The sequence below is a fragment of the Pseudoalteromonas sp. HM-SA03 genome (assembly GCF_002289345.1).
Classification (GTDB): Bacteria; Pseudomonadota; Gammaproteobacteria; order Enterobacterales; family Alteromonadaceae; genus Pseudoalteromonas.
Genome location: NZ_NSDG01000119.1, coordinates 68,894 through 88,307 on the forward strand (window position 1 = coordinate 68,894; position 19,414 = coordinate 88,307).

Consider the following 19,414-nt stretch of genomic DNA (forward strand, 5'->3'; position numbering starts at 1 on the left):
AAATTGGAGGTATTGGATGAACCCTGAAAAATATAACAGAACAATAAGATTATTGTGCCCAACGTGTGGATGTCCTGATTTTTCATATGATGAAGGTGTAGACGAAACAATTCAGATAATGACTTGTGCTTCATGCGAGAGAACATTTAATAAAGATGAACTAATCCACGAGAATAGCGAAAATATTGACGAACATCTTTCAGAAATAAAGAAAGAAGTTACTAAAGATTTCACTGACGAAATTCGTAAATCGCTTAGAAAAGCATTCTCTGGTAACAAAAATATAAGGTTTAAGTAATGTCTTTGACTATTGATGCGGGAGATATTATTGCTGGTTTGGCATTTTTGTTATCAGGCTATGCCACTTGGCAAACAGTTAGCTTTAACAAGAAACAAAAAACGCTTGTTGAAAGCCAAGAAAAGCTTAATAACCTACTTTTGGAAAAAGAAAATGAAGATGCAGTAAGAGAAAAAAGAGCTGACCTAGGGGCATCTTTCATTAAATTGGGCAGCAGTAAATATCGTTTAAAAATATGGAACAAAGGCTCTGCTACAGCTAGAAATGTAAAAATTGAATTTCCAGAAGGAAATGAGTTAATTGTTGATTCTGAACTGAATGATAAGTTTCCAATGGAAAGTCTAGAAAAGCATCAATCAGTCGAATTGATGGCCTCTGTTCATGCGCAGACAAAACGTAAACATGTTGTTCGCCTCATATGGGAAGACGATGCTCAACATCATAACGAAAAGTTGTCATATCCTACGCTTTAAGTGTAGTAGTGTGATTACCAAGGGATTATGTCGGTCTAATTACCGAGCGACTTTGTCGTAAATAGCATATCAGCCAGTTGCTAAACTGGCTACCTTTTATGCCGATTCAGCCAGAGCATTAGATTTTTCGACTCGCAATGCGGTGGTATTCATATTGTTTCTTAGCCACATGCTGCGCACACCGCCCGCGCTAATATCAACACCTAGGGCTTCACTGAGCTTTATCGCGACTTTCTGCTGACCAAGGTGAGGGTGTTCAATTGAGAATTGCACAACGGCGTCTTCTATCGCCTTATCCACACAGTTTTTGTGCCGTAGATTAGGTGTTTCTTGGCGTTTTAATGCTTCAGGGCCACCTTGCTTAACCAGTCTTAAGTGCCGATGAATAGTGTCTCGTGATACGCCACTTTGGCGTGATGCAGCGCTGACGCTTCCGAGTTTTTCGATTAACGCTAATACTTCAAGTTTCTTCTGTACTGCCAAGTCTTCTGATGCCAGTTTGCTTGGTTCATTAACTTCCGAGATCTTGAGTTTGCGACCAGCGAAGTGAGCGGTAAACCCTTTTTTACTCGTGTTCCTTATCTCGATTTTCTGATTGGCAATGGAGTGCTTGAGCGGTGAATCTATTAGGTAGAACTTGTTGCCATAACTGAAGGTATGGTCGTTACGTATTTTACGATGGTCTTTAATGACGCAGATATCATCAAGGTTGATGTGTTTCGACAGAGGCGTAAATTCAGGTACTTGCTTTGATTTCACTTGAACTTTCGACTGCCAGAACTGCGGAATGAAGACATGCTTAAGGTAGGCATTGGCAGCGGCAATATCGTTAATATTGTTCAACCTAAGCTCGGGAACAAGACGGTCTTGGAAGGTATCGAATGCTCGCTCAATACGGCCTTTGCCTTGGGGTGAATTGGCAAAGATGATTTCAATGCCCAGCTCCTCACAAGCCCTCTGCATCTGTGAGAAGTTGCAGCGTTTAGGGCCGCCGAAGATACCGGCTCTGTCCACATAAAGCGTTTTAAACACACCTTTCGTTTCGATACATTCTCTCATGACTTTCAGGCATCCAACGGTGGTCTCTGACGGGAAGAACTCAGCATATACTTCACTGGTCGCATCATCAATCATGGCAATTAAACAGTGCTTTTTATCCCCAAACCAGCGATGTGGACTGCCATCCATTTGCATCATTAGACCCGGTGCTTCCATCCGCTCTCTGCGCTTTCGAACATTGCTACGTCTTCGTTTGGCTCGTTTAACGTGATGAATATCATGTGCCCAACTGCGAAGGGTTTCACGCTTAATAACAATGTTCTCATTCGTAGCTAATTGTTCAGCCAAGTGCAACAGATTCAAATCGTAATATTTTTCCTGAATCAATTTTTGAACCGCTTTTTTTATTGATACCGGCGTTTTGTTGGGTGGGGCTTTGCCACTGTTACCATGAACAGCGAATTGAATACCGACTTGCTGATATTGCTTTACGTAGCGTTCAATAGTGCGTCGAGACTTACTGAGTAACTTAGCAGCATTGGCAATTGTTATCCTGCCTTCAACCACTTTAGCTATGATATCAACGGTGAGTTGAGCTTTAGAATCCATCACAATCATCCTCAACATGCCTTCTAGTATTCCAAAAACAAAACACTAACAGACACGTAAAAAAGTGACCGACAAATTTCCTTGGTAATTAGCGATTACGACAGAATCGCTTGGTAATTAAGATACGACAAAGCCGCTTGGTGTTAACAGCTTTAAGTGTAGTAGCTCATATCTGATCTTACAGTTTTTATGAATAGGTTTGGAATTAACCTGACAGGCAGTTATGAGCTAAAAACTGACAATCGAAATACCGTATGTTAGTTTGGGAAACGTTCTCTATCGACTCAAGCCTAACTTTAAAGGGAACTTCTTTTTAACACCACTGGTTAATATTTCTATAGGGAAATGAAATGGCAAAAATTGTTGAGCTTGAAATACATAATTACCGGGGGATTCATTCCTTCGTCCAGAGATTTGATCGTGATGTTGTTTGCCTTGTTGGTCGAGGGGATAGCGGTAAAACTACTATCCTTGAAGCTATTAAATCAGTTCTTTCTCCTGCATGGAACCTTCCTTTTTATGATACGGACTTTTATAAACTTAATTCTGAACAGCCTATCGAGATAATTGCTTCTATTGCGTATGTTCCTGAAAGTTTAATTTCTGAACACAAGTACGGGTTATGGATTAGAACACTTTGTCGTGACACTGGGATTGTTACTGATGAAATTACCGCTGGGGACGTACATGTACTAACAATTAAGTTGACTGTAGGTACTGATTTAGAGCCTAAATGGACCATCGTTAACGGCAGAAGAGAGCAAGAGGCTGAAATTACCGCTGGTGATCGCTCGAAACTTAACTGTTTTATGATTTCAGATTTTATTGATAGTCATTTTTCGTGGAATAAAGGAAATCCACTTAATTCGCTTCTAAAAATGCATGAAGTTGAAGCTGGTAAAGAAAAGGTTGTTCTAGATGCAATCCGTGAAGCTAAAGAAAAAATAGATAAAGCAGATTATGCTCACTTTAGTGGAGTGATGGCAGCCATTAAAAATCAGGCTGCGAGCTTAGGGTTGAATTTGGATGGAATACAGACAACTCTCGATTTTAAAGATGTTAGCGTTAAAGAAGGGAAAGTAAGCCTTCACAAAGATGATGTTCCTTTTCGCTTGATGGGGAAAGGCTCTAAACGTCTTGCGTCTATGGCTATTCAAACAGCAATTTCAAGAGATGGTGGAATTGCGTTAATAGATGAAATTGAGCAAGGGCTTGAGCCTGATAGGATAAGGCAAGTGGCTAGAACACTTAAAGATGACAATAAAGGACAAGTATTCATTACTACTCACTCTCGTGAGGTAGCAACAGAGCTGGAAGCTAAAGATCTTTTGGTTGTAAATGGCAATCGGGACACTGGAGATATTAGAACTGAGTTTTTAGATCTTGATGATAGTGCATTACAAGGTGTTATTAGGGCGTGTCCAGAAGCGTTCTTCTCGCGAAAAGTTATTGTGTGTGAGGGAGCAACAGAGGTCGGGGTATGTAGGGCTTTAGATGCTTATAGGCGCCAACAAGGTAAAGGGCCTATATCTTTTAGTGACTGTGCATATGTTGATGGTACAGGGCATTCTTTTACCGAAAGGGCTTTAAAGACCCGACAAGCTGGGCTAAAGGTATCTGTCTTGTGTGATTCTGATGTTGATGATGACTTAAAACCTTCTAAAGATGAATTAGTTGCTGAAGAAGTGGTGATCTTTGATACTAGCGAAAGAAACTCATTTGAGGATCAAGCTTTTAATGATCTTCCGTGGAATGCTATCAATGAATTGCTTGAATATGTCGCTAAGGTTCATGGAAAGACAGAAGCTGCTCTGACTGATGCTGTAAAGGCAAAATACGAGGGAGACTTTCCTGAAAATTGGCAACAGGCCGATAATGAGGCAATGAGGAAAGCTCTTGCTAAAGCCTCCGTTGTTAAAAAGAAAGAATGGTTCAAGAGTGTCGGTCATGGTGAGATGCTAGGTCAGGTAATATTTAAGTATTTTGATGAAATAACAGATACAAGGCTGTATCAGGCATTAAATGGGCTGGCTGAATGGATTGACTAGATATGGATTATGGAACATTCATAAATAGTGAGAAAGCGCTGCTCATATCTCCTGCTGGGTATGGAAAAACCTATACGTTATCGCGATGTCTTCAATATGCTGAAGGAAAGAGCTTGGTGTTGACGCATACTCATGCAGGGGTTGCTTCGATAAAACAGAAACTGAAAGATGTTGGTATTCTTTCCAGCAAATACTCTGTAGAAACCATTACTAGTTTCGCTCAAAAGTATGTGGATTCTTTCTATATAGGTGATGAAAAGCCGCAGCAAGAAGACACCACTAATTATTATCCTTTTATCATCAGGGAAGCGACATCAATCCTTTCGAATTCGACGATAAGAAGGGTTTTGCGATCCTCGTACTCAGGAATGTTTGTAGATGAGTATCAAGATTGTTCGCGTGAACAGCACTTGATGCTTAGGGAAATGATGAAGTGCTTTCCAACTAGGATTCTAGGTGATCCCCTACAAGGAATTTTTGATTTCAATGGCGAATTAGTCGATTTTGATGATGATCTTTCTGATTTTAAAGTTTTTCCTCCGCTGGATGTTCCTCATAGATGGAACCAAGTTGGTGCTAATGACCTTGGGGAGGCCCTAGCAAGGATCAGGCTGAAGCTTGAAAAAGATGAGCATATAAATCTTTCTGATTTCACTGATTCAATTGATGTTGTCGTTGCAAAAGAGCAAGACTTATATGATTTTCGGTCAGAATATTTCCGAACCCTTAATGCAGTGCGACGTGAAGAGAGCTTGTTGGTTATACATCCTGACTCGATGAATAAGGCTCCTAGGATAAACTTCTCTAAAAGGTTTAAAGATATTCGCTCTATTGAGAGCATTGATGATAGGGATTTTTATAGTTTAGCGAAATCAATTGATTTGCTTGATAGAAATAAACTCGTTTTGGAGATACGAGATCTCGCGTACAAGTTGTTTAGTAAAAAAGGATTAAATGACTGGTTCAATGATAATGGCTTTAAAAATAAAAAAGATAAAGATTCTAAAGAGCGTGTTTTGGCGGTATTGGATTTAATTGACGGGTGTAATTCTGTAAATTCCGTAGGAGAAATTCTAGGCGAGATAGAAAAACTCCCTAACGTGAATTGTCCAAGAAAGGAGCTGTTTAAGTCACTTTTGAAAGCTATTGAAATTTCCTCGCTGAATGGTATTTCTGTGCTAGAGGGCATGAGGGAACAAAGGAACAATATAAGGAGAGCTGGCAGGAAAGTTGAAGGTAGGCATATTGGAACAACTTTGCTAACTAAAGGTTTAGAATTCGATGTTGTTGTAATCCTTGATGCTCACAAATTTAACTCTCCTAAACATTTATATGTGGCTTTGACTCGATGCCGGAAAAAGTTGGTGGTGATTACCAAATGTTCTGAGTTGAAGCCTTATGAGTAAATAAGGCTTCAACTGGAAATTCAGGTATTTTAGGTCCTTATCTTAGGATATGCTTTATGGCCGATAGAGGAAGCTTGCATTTAATGTGTTAAGTTATTTTGTTAAGTTTATTTGTAACCTTTCTAGCAACAATAATACTAATTCTCTTTGAAAATACTGATATTTGTCTTCAATGTCCAAATTAGAAATTTTATGAAGATTTTTTTCGCCAGTATGTTTTCTGATTCTGTCTATATGTTTTTTCTCAAAGACATAGATTTTGTCAGCCCAGTCTAACAACTCTGCGCTACAAAGACTTGTGCCTGCCTTGCTTACATATTTTTCACTTAAACCTGCTGATTTATAATTGTTCGACTTATCAATCGCTAGAAAAAGTTCTTCAGCGGTTTTACTGCGCTGAACATTAGCTGTACATAGAAATAATATGTTCATCTAACGTCCTGCAAAATATTCATTGAATTCATTTGCTGAAAAAATTTTAAAGTTATGCTGATAGCCTTCGTCTAATTCAATTTTTTGCCAACATCCAAAGCTTAATCTCGATATTTCTTGATCATTAGCTAGCCTCTTTGCTGAATAAAATGATTCACGATCATGGATGTTCACAGCAACAAATAGTTTTTGGCATAAATGTGAAACTAATTTTATTTGTTTTTTCAATTTTGAACCTGCGTTTGAACCACTCGCAAAAATCACTATACAACTTGCTCCCACTAAACCGACTTCGTGCAATAAATTCTTAAGGTTGGATGGCTCTGTCCAGTCGAGATTTATGATACCGCCTTTCACGTTAACTAACTCATCTATTGAAACCATCTGTTCGATGGGACTAGGGTAATTTTCACGAATAAAACTAGGGCAAGCTAAAAATTCATTTTGATAGCAAATGAAAACTTTAATAAATGGAGGGATTTTATTTATTATTTGATTTATTAAAAGCTGTTCGCCTGATCCTAAAGCATTGCCAAGAATTACGTACCCTCGTGAATTTGGCGGCATTTTTAAATCAGCGTGAGAAAGTGTTGAGTTATGGTATTCAACATGGTTGTTAAGGTCGTTTTTAGACTTTTCAAAATTAGCAATAGAGGACGGCTCTACCGCAATGCTACTGTTTGTCATGCATTAATCATATTGTTTATTATCACGTTATAGGGGTTTACTATAACTAATTGTTTTATAAAGTAAATAATACACAATGAGCACTGACTTTGAACAGGCTAAACATTCTGGAACATAACATTCTAATTTTATTGAAGTTAGTAAATTTAAGACCAATTAGAATTAAATATAAAAAATGTTCAATTATTAAAAATAGTATTTACAGGATGGAATTAACTGCTTAGTTGCGAAAATGTAAATTAGCAATTTGGTGGTATGGGAAAGGAGTTAAGGAACGCAACTGTGGAATGCTAGATCGTGATACAATCGAAAAACGCATTAAACCACTCTACAGCTTGCTATCAGACAAGCGAAAATAGTTTGAAAAGGCAGAAAATTGGAACAACGAGATAAATCATTGCCAATCTATTCGGTGTTGGCAAGCTTATTAGAAAAATTAAAGAACAATAATAATGTTGTCCTGCAAGCTGATCCCGGAGCTGGGAAGTCAACAGTCATCCCTCTTGAGTTATTAGAAGCAAATGTTTTGAAAGCCCAAAAAATTGTAATGCTTGAACCAAGACGAATGGCTGCAAAATCAATAGCCCGTTTTCTGTCTAAGCAACTTTCAGAAACAGTTGGTCAAACTGTCGGGTATCAGATAAAAAATGATACCAAGCTCTCGAACTCAACTAAGATAGAAATTGTTACTGAAGGGGTTTTACTCAGAAGGTTGCAAACTGATCCTGAATTAACTGACGTTGGAATTCTTATCTTTGACGAATTTCATGAACGATCTATCAATGCCGATTTATCTCTAATGCTTTCTCTAGAGTCACAACAAGTACTCAGAGAAGATTTGAAAATTCTAGTTATGTCAGCAACTATTGATACTAGCTTTATATCTTCTTATTTGCATGGAGCACCAGTGATTAAATGCTCTGGAAGATCATTCCCTGTGACAGAAACTTATATGAAGCCTGTGAATAGCAGAATCGAAATTAATGTTCTAAAAGCAATTCAAAATGTTATTGATGACGAGGGAGATATTCTAGTTTTCTTGTCGGGTATTGGTGATATAAAGCGTTGTATAAACAAAGCTGAGGAGTTTTTTGGTAGCAGGGAAGATATAGATTTGCTACCCCTTCATGGCTCCCTTCCCGCAGAACAACAAGATAGAGCTATAACAAAAACGTTTAAAAAGAAGATTATTTTCTCCACTAACATCGCTGAAACAAGTTTGACTATAGAAGGTGTGACTTGTGTTATTGATTCAGGCTTGGAAAAAGTACTCGCTTATGATCCATCTAGTGGCATGTCTAAACTTGTACTTTCCAAAATATCAAAAGCTTCGGCAGAGCAGAGAAAAGGCAGAGCTGGAAGGCTTAAAGAAGGTAAATGTATAAGATTATGGACTGAAACCGAACATGCCTCGCTTATCGACTACCAGCGAGAAGAAATTTTGGTTTCAGACCTTTCTGGAGTCGTGTTGGAGTTAGCTAACGCAGGTTTTCATAAATACAGCTCGATTAATTGGCTAACACCTCCCCCGGCCTCACATTTTGATTCAAGCCAGAGTTTACTAATTAAATTAGATCTTTTAGATGATGAAGGACGGGTCACTTCTTTAGGTAAAGCAGCCTCTTCATTGCCAGTCCACCCTCGGTTAGCCAAAATATTGCTGTCAGCGAGAAATAGCTTTGAATCTCAAGTTTCTTGTTATTTAGCAGCGATGCTACCTGAAAGAGATTTAATAAAAGATTGTCATAGTGTTGATTTATTATTGAGATTAGAGGCTTTAATAGAAGCCATTCAAGGCAATGGCGTGCAAAGCGGATTAAACCAACAAGCTTTAAAGGTGGTTGGGCAAGATTTTAAAGTTTTACGTAATAACATTCCTAAAGTCGATGAACAGTTTAAAGCTGAGGGGATACAGGACTCTGTGGGGTATTTATTGTTATCAGCTTTCCCTGATAGATTGGCAAAGCGCAGGGGCTTAAACAGTTGTCGATATAAATTAGCAAATGGTAAAGGTGTTACTTTACAAGAATCAGACCCACTCACTTCATATGAATATTTAGTAGTGATAGATAGTGACGCACAAAATAAAGAAGGAAGGATCTATTCTGCGGCTCCCTTTGATATCAATATTCTATCTAAGCACTTCTCAGAGCAAGTAGTTACAGACACCGATTATGAAATTTCCTCTAGTAATAAGATATATGCACACCAACGAAAGAAGTATGGGCAACTTATAATTGAAGAAGACAAAAGTGAAAATGTTCCACAAGAGTTTATTCATGATTCACTGGTTAAACTTATTCCAAAGGATTATAAAAAGATCTTAAACTGGACTCCAGAATGTGAAGATTGGCTTAATCGTGTTGCTTGGCTAGGTGGAAAGCTAGATGGATTTCCTTATTTGAATATTGATTTGATAATGGGGGATGTTGCTAACTGGTTATTACCTTATTTGCCAAATATCCGCAGTATTTCTGAATTGAAAAGCATTAATTTGTTTCCATTACTTTCATCTATTTTAACCTATAGAGAGTCTAATTTACTTGATTCAGAAGCCCCTCAGTTTTACCTAACTCCGAGCAATAAAAATGTTCGAATTATCTATTCAACAGTGCAAGGTCCCACAGTTTCAGTGATTTTGCAGGAGTTATTTGGTGAAGTTAGATCTCCAATGTTAGCGGGAGGCACCATTCCTTTGCGTTTTGAATTACTTTCACCTGCCAAAAGGCCAATTCAAATCACTTCTGATCTGGAGAAATTCTGGAGTGGGTCTTATGTTGAAGTTGCAAAAGACATGCGTGCTAAATATCCTAAGCATAGATGGCCTGAAAAGCCTCTTGAAGAAAAGCCGGGAAGGTCAATTAAGCCGAAGTAAAAATTTGTGCTTATGTGAAACCTTGCTTTCTAATTAACTTGTTTAATTGTCAACGTGAGATCGTATTGATTTGTCAACATGGTAATATAAAGTGTCAACCATAGGGCAAATAAGTGTCAACAAATGCTATGAGATTGACTTGTCAACGAATGGAAGTCTAATTAAATTTTAGTCATTGAATTTAATAGGTTTATGATGCTGTCAACGAAATATATAGTTCATATTACNGAAACACCGATGGCCAGATAAACCGCTTGAGGAAAAGCCTGGTCGCTCCATAAAACCGAGAGGAAAGTAGGCTGGTGGAGCAATAGGCTTGTAAAGAAGTCATAATGGCTATAACGTGAGCAATCTAATAATATAAAGGAGTGTGAAATGCGGTCTATTATGGCGTTCATCTTGTTGGGCTTAATTGTTGCTCAGCCAACTTATAGCGGCGAGTTTGAAGTGCTTTATCAATCTGACACAGCAAAAGTCGTTAGAGATAAAAGTTATGGCACAAACATTGGGATCTTTGCAACGAAAAGGGGAGTGGTGATCATTGACCCCACCGCTGAAGATATAGATTTGCCAAAGCTCAATGATTTGATACAAAATAGCTTTCAGACCGAGAAAAAATACCTGCTAAATACGCATAGTCATTCGGATCACACAGGTGGTAATGCTTTTTTCCAACAGCAAGGTTTTACACTTATTGACAGCCCGCGAGGGTTAAAGGAGCTTGGGGTGATAAAGCATACTCAAGCCGTTTCACATACCGCCAATGACAACATTTTCTATCATCCCACGAGCAATATTTTGTTCACCGGAGACATTTACACCACAAACTGGCATCCAACATTTTATGCTGGGGGCTTAACGGGTTTTAATGAAGCAGTCGATTTGATTTTGTCGATTGGCGATCAAAATACGCTGATTGTGCCAGGTCATGGCAAACCCACAACGAAAAGAGAACTCGAACAACATAGAATTCAAACATTCGCTTTAGTTGAGCGGGTGAAGATTTTGAATCAGGCGGGTAAGTCGGTTGAGCAAATAAAGAACGATGAGGAGATTAAGCGCTTATTGTCACTGTTTAATCTTGAAGGGCGACAACCTTTTCTGCCAGAGCGGGCGCTTACCCGCTTCATTGAGCGCACTATCACCGTGCTAGAGCGAGCAAACAAAGCTTAATAAAACTACTAAAAGGCTGAGGTTGATATGCAAACAAAAAGTGGAAAAATAGCATTATATTTTCTGTTAGCCATCCTTATGGTAATAAGTTGGTTGCCAGAGTTTAACACCGCTATGATGACGTTTATTGATGATGCGCTACTACAGTCTTCGCTTGTCTATGCTTCAGCACGTACGGTAAATGGCGCTATTTCTTTACTGCAATCTGCCGAGGTTGGGATTGGTGTTGCAAGCATTCAGCCTGCGCAGCTACTCGACCCTATCAATGATTTAGCCGAATACATTTCTGATGTGATGCAATTAGCCATTGGCTCTTTGTTTATCCAACGTATTCTCTACACTATTTCTACTCATATATTATTCAGTGTTGCTTTTACCGTCACCGTAATTGGATATTTCGTGTGTTGCTATCTAGGATTTTGGCAAACGGTAAGGACTAAAATATTAGCCACGATGCTACTGATCCGTTTTGTGGTTCCCTTTGTAATTTTATCGACGGGTCTCACTAGCCAACTGTTACTGGACCAAGAAATAAATAAACAAAGTGAAGTGGTGTCGAGCAGTGTTGACCTCTTTCAATCTCAAGCAACAAAGACCAGCACGCAAAGTGCAAAAATAAAGGCCCAAATCACCGGTCAAAAGCAAAGCCATAGTGAACAAATAGCGTTATTGACAAAACAACAGATCCGTCTTCATGGTGAAGCGACTGAGCTACATGCTGAAATTACCGCTTTGGAAGGTGATATTGAAGCGGCTCAAGCGAACCGAAGTTTATCCGAGTGGTTAACATTTACCAAAAGTGAAGAGGCAAAGCCACTGATTGAAAAGCAACAAAGGTTGGCCAGCGATAAAACAAAACTCGACACTCAAATAGCGCTTATCAATAGAGAAAAAGATCAACATCAACACGCAATCGAAAAGCTCAATGAGCAGCTTCACGGTAGCAATGAGGGGACACTAAGCCGAGCAGTAAAAGCCGTTTCTAGTGGTATTAACGATATGCTCGACGCTGCTGAGTCACTCTTTATCGACTTCTTAAACGTGGTATCGCTTTTGCTACTGAAGTTAGTATTGATGCCGCTGTTATTTTTCTATTTGGCGAGCAAAACCTTTAAAGCGATTTGGCGAATTAAATAGGTACCTAAACCAGTTGTTCTTTACTGAGCGGCGGGTTTCCCATAACTGATATTGCGTAGTCCCAAGTTAGGGAAATTTCATAAAGGCTAATTATATTAACTTGATAAAAATCAAAAGGTTAAATTTGGCCTGAATATCGTATTGCCGTATAAAAATAATAATATGGTAATTCGATGGATATTCACACTAGCCTTACCAAAACGACTAAAAAGCCACTTCGTCGCTGGTGGCTGTTAACGACCCTTATTGTGCTCGCTGCAATGGGCGTATGGATTGTGCCTCTTGACCCGCAAATAGATGCTGAAAAGCTTAAATTTGCCACCGTTCAATCCGGACCGATACAGTTTAGTGTTAAAGGTTATGGCCGATTACGCTCAAAGATCAGTAGAGAGATCACGACCGCATTTGCTGCCCAAGTTGAAACCGTACTGCACCTTCCTGGCAGTAGGGTAGAGCCAGACACCATTATTTTACAGTTAACCAATCCTGAGTTAACTCAGCAACTCCACCGAGAAAGACTCGTACTCGCTAGGCAAAAAGCCAATGTTGAAGCGTTAAGGCTAAGCCAAGAAAGTGAGCGACTAGCATTGAAAGGACAAAATACCCTACTCAGCAGTGAGCTTGAAAATGCCAAATTGCGAGAACAGGCTGAGCGCCAATTAGTTACTCAAGGCATAGTTTCAAGCTTAGACCATCAGCGCTCAATCTTAACGGTCGCTCAGTTAAGCGAGCGAGTAAAGCTCGCTCAGCAGCAATTTAGCCAAACCAGTGCATTACACAAGCAAAGAATTGAGATTGAGCTAGAACTATTAAAAGAATATGAGCTGAGCTATCAGGTCGCGCTTCAGGCGGTGGAGCAATTACAAGTCACTGCGGGGATCAGCGGCATGTTGCAGCAAGTACATGTCAGTCAAGGTCAAGCAATTACACGCGGGCAGGCGCTAGCTGTGGTGGGCAGTGAGCGAACTTTGGTAGCCGACTTACTGGTGCCAGAGCGAGGGGCAAGCGAGATTATCTTAGGTCAACGAGCAGTAGTAGACACCTTTGTTGGTCAGGTTGAGGCAAAGGTTAGCCGCATTGTGCCCATCGTACAAGACGGGCGTATTGCGATAGAGCTGGCATTGCTTGGGGAGCTGCCAAGCAATGCTCGCCCACTTTTGACTGTTGAAGGGCAAATTTTTACAGCAAAAAAGACCGCCGCACTTTCACTTATTAAGCCACCGCGTGCAACTCCACAATCTCAGAGTCAATTATTTGTTTTAGATAAACAAAACAACATGCTTATCAAAAAAAGTTTCAAGTTTGGTAAACTAGCCGGCAATGCCATAGAAGTACTCGAAGGCGGTGTATCCGGTGAGCAAGTGGTGGTGTCAGACATGTCTGACTACCAACACCTAGAAAAAATAACAATTAAATCACTCAATCGGTAAAGGAAGAACAAATGGACAAGACAATTTTGGCATTACATCAAGTGAGCAAAGTGTACTTTGGCGAGGATGTTGAAACTCACGCCATTAGCAACATTAACCTTGAAATTGAAACGGGCGATTACGTTGCGATAACTGGCCCGTCAGGATCGGGAAAATCCACTCTATTGAGCATTCTTGGACTATTAGATGACATCACTTCGGGCAGCTATCGCATCCAAGATATAGAAACCAGTACGCTAGACGCAGACACGCAAGCAGAGCTGCGTAATTTGCATATCGGTTTTGTCTTTCAGTCATTTAATCTACTGGATGGGTTAACGGTATTTGATAATGTGGCTTTACCGCTTCAATATCGTGAGCCTGCGCTTGCGACTGGCGAAATTGAGCGCCGTGTGATGGGCGCGCTTAAGCAAGTTGAAATGTCCCACCGAGCAAAACATAAACCAAACCAACTATCTGGTGGACAGCAGCAGCGAGTGGCTATTGCGCGTGCGCTTGCAGGCGAGCCAAGTATCTTATTAGTCGATGAACCAACTGGAAACCTCGACTCTAAAAATGGTGATGCGGTAATGGCCTTGCTGGGGGAGTTGAATAGGCAAGGTACAACCATTTGCATGGTGACGCACGATATTCGCTATGCAGGTTATGCCAAGCGGCAAATTCAGCTTTTAGATGGGGTACAGGTTTCATCAAGCGTTGTAAAACGTGATAGTTGTACTGCGGAGGTGGTGTAATGGGGTTTTTGCAACTTCGGCGTCAATTAGGGCTGGCAATTAAAAGTTTGCTTCAGGTGCCGAATTTTTGTATCACGCTAGTACTGACGTTGGCACTCGCGTTAAGCTGCTTTTTTGTCGCATTGAGTCTGTTTAGTGGCTTTTTTATTAAGCCGCTTGAGATTGAAAATGAATCACGATTTGTGGTGGTAGAACAAAAAAACGTATACCAAGATAGGGCGTCTGAAGGGCTGCAAAGCTTTCAAAATATGCTGAACTGGTATCAGATCCCCTCCATATTTGAAAAACGAGCTTTGATCAGTAGCTTTTCCGATGTGGTTGAAAATCTAGCTGGCAAGCCAAAGCTTACGCTGACTTTTGCAAGTTCGGATTATTTTAGTATGGTGAAAATGCCGCTAGCACGGGGGCGATACCTAACGCCGACGAAAAGCATTAGCCAGAAAAATCCAGAGGTCATTATTTCCTATAAACTTTGGCAACAATACTTCAATGGTGATGACAATGTGCTTGGGGAGAGTTTGCGGATTGTTGGCAGACTGTACACCATCGTCGGTGTTGCTGCGCGTACGCATATTGACCCTTACTTTTTAAGTGAAGGAAATGGGGCGCTGTGGCTTAGTTTCTCTGAAGATGAGCGATTTTTTGGTGATCAGCGCGGCGAGTATCATCCGTGGAGTAGCAGACTAAACAACTTGAAGTTACTGGCGATATTACCAGTCAATAGTGGTCAGGATATCCTCGTAGAGCAGCTATATCAAAATGCTCAACTGCACCAAAGCGAATGGAAATCGGCTGACGAAGCGTTACTTGATATTGAACCTATAGTACGTTCATATCGAGAAGTAGAGCTGGCGGGACATGACAAGCTTGCCATTATCGTGTTGTTGAGTGTGTCATGCTTGGTACTCATCGCAATTTTTAATGTGAGTAATTTGTTTATCTCTCGAGCTCACACTATCCAACAGCAACTAGCCTTACAAGCTATGCTCGGTGCGAAGCGTAAGCTGTTGTTTCGTGGCATTTTGCTAGAAGCGCTGTTATTGGTGTCAGGCGCGGTGCTGGTGGGGTTATTTATCGCGGCGTGGGAGCTGAGATTAGTTAAAGCGCTTACCAGTGGTTATTTGCCGCTGATTGATACCTTAACCTTAGATGCCACAGTGCTGCTCAGTGCTATCCTAACCGTACTGTTATTGGCTTTATTGTTTGCGTTTGTCACCTCACGCATGATTGATTTTAGCCAGCTTAAGCAAAGCATGCAGTCGTCAGGTAAGGGCAGCGTAAAAGCGGTACGCATAGCGACGACAAAAACACTGGTTGCAGTACAGCTGTTTTTTACCACAGTGTTGGTGCTTGGGGCGACTTTGGTGTTGTGTAAAAGCGCCGATACCTTGCTTAGACCGCTCGGAACAAAGTTGGACAATATGTATAGCGTGATGCTACATATTCCCGCAGATCCTACTCCATTTCCCGCGCGTTACGCCAATATTGAAGGATTCAAACTCGCGTTGGCTAACATTCCGGGCGTGTTAGGCGTCGCCCATGGAGAAAGTCCATTACAAAGCGATGTCCCTGTGGTTGCTATGCAAGATATGGCGGGTGAATGGACACCGAGTATGGTTAGAGGTAACGTTGGGCCGGATTATTTTGCATTAACCGGGCTTGAGCTCGTTGCCGGACGCACTTTTAGCGAAGCTGCAATTCGAGGCGAAAAGGAAGAGGCTATTGTTTCTTGGGCTGCGGCGCAGGCGTTAAAACCAGATGGTGATGTGATTGGTGAAACATATTTTATTTTTAACCCAGATGTACCTGCTGAAATCGTAGGTATTTCAAAAAACTTCAATCACCCTAAACGTCATCATGAACTTCAAGGTAAAACCGTTTGGCTACCCGCGCTGCCTTTGGGATATCCATTTATGATAGAAATGGAACCGGGAGCATCACTTACTCGCGCTCAGATCCAAAATGCCATCAGCGCCGTGAATGGTCAGGCGGGAATATGGCGTTTTTCAAACTTAACAAAGACATATCAGAGCATTACCTATTTGGAGCGCCTGACTTTACTGCTAAGCTTTGCGCTTTGTGGTTTTTGTTTGTTGTTATCTGGGGTGGGCATTTACGGTGTGCTTAACTATAGCTTTCAGCAAAGACGCTACGAGTTTGGGATGCGAATGGCACTTGGTGCCAAACGACACCGTTTATATCGGTTGTTATTGTCAGATACCATCTCGCCTATGTTAGTGGCGATGTTGGCTGCCATTATGGTTGTTGCGGGATTTTATATGAGTGTTTCGTCAGATTGGTTGTTGGCAAAATCTAGCTGGTTGCTTGTGGTGATTGTTACCATGTTGGCTTTTGCGTTAGCCACGGCAATTTACCCAATGAAACAGTTAATAAACTCGACACCAATGCGAGCATTAAAACATTAAAGTTTGGGCGTAAGCCCAAACAGGATATAAGTAGGAAGTGATGACGCCAATTTTAATCATCGACGACAACCCTGACGTGCGAATGTCAGCCACCATAGTGCTACAAAGTCATGGTTTTATGAGCCTTGAAGCCGCACACCCTGATGAAGCTAAAGCTATTTTATCGCAGCAGCCCGTTGCGCTTATTTTGCTTGATATGAACTTCAATAGAGATACAACCTCAGGAAAAGAAGGGCTGCAACTTCTTAGTTGGCTGAGACAAGCGCAAATAAGTGTGCCTGTGGTGGTTATTACTGCGTGGGCCAAAGTTGAACTTGCGGTCCAAGCAATGCAGTTGGGCGCATGTGACCTCATTGAAAAACCTTGGCACAACCAGCGACTGCTGAAAACCGTTAGACGCTACACTAAAAGTGCCGAAGCACTATCGTCATCACATGAACCACACGCGGACAATAACGCAACCTCTCAGTTATTTCAGCAAGCTCAGCGCGTTGCAAAAACCAATGCCAACGTACTTATTCTGGGAGAAAATGGCTGCGGAAAAAGTCAGTTGGCTAAATATATTCATGATAATAGCGGTCGCTCTGAGCACGCTCTTGTGAGCGTGAATATGGCCGCTATTCCAACGGAATTATTCGAAAGTGAGTTATTTGGCCATCGCAAAGGCGCATTCACCGATGCAAAAGCAAACCGTACTGGGCGGTTTGAAATGGCTGAAAATGGCACTTTGTTTTTAGATGAAATCGGCAGCTTGCCGCCGCCACTGCAGGGCAAGCTATTACGCGTGCTCGAAACGGGTGAATATGAAGTCGTGGGAGATTCTGAAACGCGCCGCAGTAATGCGCGGATTGTTTCCGCTACTAATACGGATTTGTCAGAAGCGATTAACGCTGGGCAGTTTCGCCAGGACTTACTTTATCGCTTAAATACGGTGGTGCTAAGGGTACCGCCACTGAGAGCGAGATTAGCAGAGCTTCCAAGCTTAGCAGCCCATTTTTTAACAAAGCACACCCAGCGCCATGGTAATGATACCGGGCGGGAGCGCACGCTAACTGCTGCGGCGCTAGACAAATTATTGAGTTACAGTTGGCCTGGTAATATTCGTGAGCTATCTCATGTCATTGAGCGGGCAGTGATCTTAGGGCTTCAGCCTGAGATAACTGCGGATGATATTGAGCTTGAGGAAGGTGTACCAGAGCAAGAGCTCCCACTTTTGAGCCTGGAAGAAGCCGAAAAACGCATGATTGCAAGAGCGATCCGCCATTTCGATGGCAATGTAGTGGCCGCTGGAGAATTTTTAGGTTTGAGTAAATCTGCAATTTATCGACGCCTAGAAAAGTACGATATTAGCCCGAAGGCAGAGCTTGATGGCTAAGCTGGTATCACTTGAGCACAAGTTACTGGTGGGCTTTGCGATACCTATAATTACACTTGCTATGCTCGCGCTTGGGATGATCTACTATTTTGAGCTTACGCTGTTAAGTGCAATCACTTTGTTGCTCGGTATGATGCTCCCCTCTGTATTCGCACTGAGTTACGGCTATCGGGCAGTAATGCAGGTACTTGAAAATTTGGCTGTCCAGTTGGACGGTGTGACCAACGAAGAGTTTGGTGTATGGCAGTTAGCGCAATACCGCAAGGGTCGGGTTGAATTGCTCAAGGTTGAGCTCAAGGAAGCCGCCAAGCGATTACGGCAAAAGCGTCAAGAATATGGTCAGAATGAAGCTTTTGTATTTAATTTTATTAGCGAACTCTCCCTGCCAACTGTGGTACTTGATGCGCATCATCATGTGTATTTTGCCAATCATGCCATGAATACCGTGTATCCAGAACAGGTGTTACATGGTGCACATGCTAAAGCTCTAGCGCTTCAGTATGTGGATGAACAATGGCAGCATACGCAGCACATCTCTCGATTTAGCATTGCGGCTCATAAACTATATCGGGGGCAGCGAGTCTATCAATTATTGGTGTTTTTCTCGGTGGAGCAAGCGCTGCGAGATAATGAAAAGCAGGTATGGCAAAAGCTACTATCGGTACTCAATCATGAAGTGCGAAACGCCTTAACTCCGGTGTACTCAATGGCGCAATCCCTACAACAAGATGGCAATATCATTTCACCTGAGATGCAGCAAACTATGCTCGGTGTAATAGAAAGTCGTGCAGCTCATTTACAGCAATTTGTTGCAAACTACGCACAAGTAGCGCAGCTTCCACCCGTTGATATGCAAAACATTGAGGTAGAGTTGCTGATATCGCGCTGGCAAGCTTTGTTTCCTAATGTTGAGATAAAGGCGCTTAATAAGGGCTTGGTTTATTGTGATGAAGATCAGCTAACGCAGGCTATGATCAACCTTGTCAATAATGCTGAGCAAGCAAATCAATCTGCGGGGAATGATGGCATAACACTAACCATAGATAGACCAAAAAATTGGCGCTTTACCCTAGAAGACAACGGCGCTGGTATTGCCAATCCAGAGAACCTTTTTGTACCATTTTATTCTACTAAACCAAAGGGATCGGGTATCGGCTTGGTGTTGAGCCGAGAGCTTATTCGTAATCAGCAAGGGGAGTTGCATTTAGCCAATTTACCGGACAATAAAGGGGCTCAAGCTGTGGTTACTTTGCGTTTCTAGTAAATTGAGAACAACTTCGCAATATTTGAATATTTATCTTTGTTTGTAATT

At 41.3% G+C, this 19,414-nt stretch carries 15 protein-coding genes; 12 read left to right on the plus strand and 3 right to left on the minus strand.

The features are described 5' to 3' along the window. Nucleotides 1-16 precede the first annotated feature (16 nt). Entirely contained in the window at nucleotides 17-298 is a 282-nt protein-coding gene (locus CKO50_RS24995; protein WP_095730051.1) for a hypothetical protein, read from the plus strand. Then, nucleotides 298-771 carry a hypothetical protein gene (locus CKO50_RS22860; RefSeq protein WP_095730052.1) on the plus strand — a complete coding sequence of 158 codons (474 nt, stop codon included), beginning with the start codon at nucleotides 298-300 and terminating at the stop codon, nucleotides 769-771. The genes CKO50_RS24995 and CKO50_RS22860 overlap by 1 nt, the downstream gene beginning before the upstream one ends. 96 nt (nucleotides 772-867) lie before the next feature. Here CKO50_RS22860 and CKO50_RS22865 read toward each other — a convergent pair whose 3' ends face one another. Next, nucleotides 868-2,388, minus strand: a complete 1,521-nt coding sequence (locus CKO50_RS22865) for an ISNCY family transposase (protein WP_095730053.1) — start codon at nucleotides 2,386-2,388, stop codon at nucleotides 868-870. A gap of 341 nt (nucleotides 2,389-2,729) precedes the next feature. Here CKO50_RS22865 and CKO50_RS22870 point away from each other — a divergent pair, with 341 nt between their 5' ends. Both CKO50_RS22870 and CKO50_RS22875 read left to right on the plus strand, forming a co-directional pair. Continuing rightward, nucleotides 2,730-4,427: an ATP-dependent endonuclease gene (locus CKO50_RS22870; protein WP_095730054.1), complete on the plus strand. Its 1,698-nt coding sequence runs from the start codon at nucleotides 2,730-2,732 to the stop codon at nucleotides 4,425-4,427. 2 nt (nucleotides 4,428-4,429) lie between these two features. Beyond that, a complete protein-coding gene (locus CKO50_RS22875; protein WP_095730055.1) occupies nucleotides 4,430-5,833 on the plus strand; it encodes a UvrD-helicase domain-containing protein in 1,404 nt (467 codons plus the stop codon). 93 nt (nucleotides 5,834-5,926) lie between these two features. On the opposite strand, the gene CKO50_RS22880 is transcribed toward CKO50_RS22875, so the two are convergent. Both CKO50_RS22880 and CKO50_RS22885 read right to left on the minus strand, forming a co-directional pair. After that, the gene (locus tag CKO50_RS22880) at nucleotides 5,927-6,265 is read right to left on the minus strand and encodes a phosphotyrosine protein phosphatase (RefSeq protein ID WP_095730056.1); all 339 of its coding nucleotides are present in this window, start codon (nucleotides 6,263-6,265) and stop codon (nucleotides 5,927-5,929) included. Further along, nucleotides 6,266-6,952, minus strand: a complete 687-nt coding sequence (locus tag CKO50_RS22885; RefSeq protein WP_095730057.1) for a hypothetical protein — start codon at nucleotides 6,950-6,952, stop codon at nucleotides 6,266-6,268. It lies immediately after the preceding gene. A 376-nt stretch (nucleotides 6,953-7,328) separates the two neighbouring features. Between CKO50_RS22885 and hrpB the strand changes: the two genes are divergently transcribed. The 8 genes from hrpB to CKO50_RS22925 all read left to right on the plus strand — a co-directional run bounded on the left by hrpB (nucleotide 7,329) and on the right by CKO50_RS22925 (nucleotide 19,363). After that, nucleotides 7,329-9,827, plus strand: coding sequence for an ATP-dependent helicase HrpB (gene hrpB, locus CKO50_RS22890; RefSeq protein ID WP_217989664.1), 2,499 nt, complete (start codon nucleotides 7,329-7,331; stop codon nucleotides 9,825-9,827). Nucleotides 9,828-10,202: 375 nt separating this feature from the next. Continuing rightward, nucleotides 10,203-11,000 carry an MBL fold metallo-hydrolase gene (locus CKO50_RS22895; RefSeq protein WP_095730058.1) on the plus strand — a complete coding sequence of 266 codons (798 nt, stop codon included), beginning with the start codon at nucleotides 10,203-10,205 and terminating at the stop codon, nucleotides 10,998-11,000. A 27-nt stretch (nucleotides 11,001-11,027) separates the two neighbouring features. Beyond that, nucleotides 11,028-12,137, plus strand: coding sequence for a hypothetical protein (locus CKO50_RS22900; protein WP_095730059.1), 1,110 nt, complete (start codon nucleotides 11,028-11,030; stop codon nucleotides 12,135-12,137). A gap of 173 nt (nucleotides 12,138-12,310) precedes the next feature. Beyond that, nucleotides 12,311-13,567, plus strand: a complete 1,257-nt coding sequence (locus CKO50_RS22905) for an HlyD family secretion protein (RefSeq protein WP_095730060.1) — start codon at nucleotides 12,311-12,313, stop codon at nucleotides 13,565-13,567. Nucleotides 13,568-13,578: 11 nt separating this feature from the next. Next, entirely contained in the window at nucleotides 13,579-14,301 is a 723-nt protein-coding gene (locus CKO50_RS22910) for an ABC transporter ATP-binding protein (RefSeq protein WP_095730061.1), read from the plus strand. Then, nucleotides 14,301-16,727, plus strand: a complete 2,427-nt coding sequence (locus CKO50_RS22915; RefSeq protein ID WP_095730062.1) for an ABC transporter permease — start codon at nucleotides 14,301-14,303, stop codon at nucleotides 16,725-16,727. Before CKO50_RS22910 ends, CKO50_RS22915 begins: the two co-directional genes overlap by 1 nt. A 40-nt stretch (nucleotides 16,728-16,767) precedes the next feature. Then, nucleotides 16,768-18,102 carry a sigma-54 dependent transcriptional regulator gene (locus CKO50_RS22920; protein WP_095730063.1) on the plus strand — a complete coding sequence of 445 codons (1,335 nt, stop codon included), beginning with the start codon at nucleotides 16,768-16,770 and terminating at the stop codon, nucleotides 18,100-18,102. Beyond that, on the plus strand, nucleotides 18,095-19,363 hold the full coding sequence (locus CKO50_RS22925) for a PAS domain-containing sensor histidine kinase (protein ID WP_095730064.1): 1,269 nt from the start codon (nucleotides 18,095-18,097) through the stop codon (nucleotides 19,361-19,363). The genes CKO50_RS22920 and CKO50_RS22925 overlap by 8 nt, the downstream gene beginning before the upstream one ends. The last annotated feature ends 51 nt before the right edge of the window (nucleotides 19,364-19,414 follow it).